1 pseudogene is annotated in these 701 nt (G+C 67.2%); it reads left to right on the top strand.

From position 1 onward, the window contains the following. Nucleotides 1–701: pseudogene (locus tag MOV75_RS40710) on the top strand (hypothetical protein); the annotation flags it as partial.

Raw genomic sequence — 701 nt, 5'->3', positions numbered from 1 at the left:
CGCCTGGGTGCCGCGCGCTGCACTCGCGCTTCCCGAGCGGCCCGCGATCGCCGTGCTGCCCTTCACCAATATGAGTGGCGAAGCCGAACAGGATTATTTCTCCGACGGCATCAGCGAGGACATCATCACCGCGCTGTCGAAGCTGCGCTGGTTCTTCGTCGTCGCGCGGAACTCCTCCTTCATCTACAAGGGCCGCGCCGTGCACATCCGCGAGGTCGCGCGCGAGCTCGGGGTGCGCTACGTGGTCGAAGGCAGCGTGCGGCGGAGCGGCGATCGCGTGCGCATCTCGGCCCAGCTCAACGATGTCTCGACCGGCAGCCATCTCTGGGCCGAGCGCTACGATCGCGAGCTCGCCGACATCTTCGCCGTGCAGGACGAAATCACGGAGGCGATCGTCGCCGCGATCGAGCCTCAGCTCTATGCTGCCGAGAGTTTTCGCGCCCAGCAGAAGCCGCCAGGGAGTCTCGACGCCTGGGACCTCGTGATGCGTGCATTGTCGCATCATTGGCGCAGCACGCGCGAGGACAATGCCGCCGCGCAAGGGCTGCTCGAAAAGGCCGTCGCGATCGATCCCGCCTATGGCAAGGCGCTGGGCCTGCTCGCGACCAGCCATATCTTCGGTGCGCATATGGGCTGGGCCGACATGGCCACGACGGTGCCGATCGCCGAGCGCGCGGCGCTCGCGGCGGTGGAAGCCGATC

This window comes from Bradyrhizobium sp. PRIMUS42 (genome assembly GCF_023006515.1).
Taxonomy (GTDB): domain Bacteria; phylum Pseudomonadota; class Alphaproteobacteria; order Rhizobiales; family Xanthobacteraceae; genus Bradyrhizobium.
Note: the sequence above shows the minus strand (reverse complement) of the source record. Positions and strands in the feature narration are given on the sequence as shown.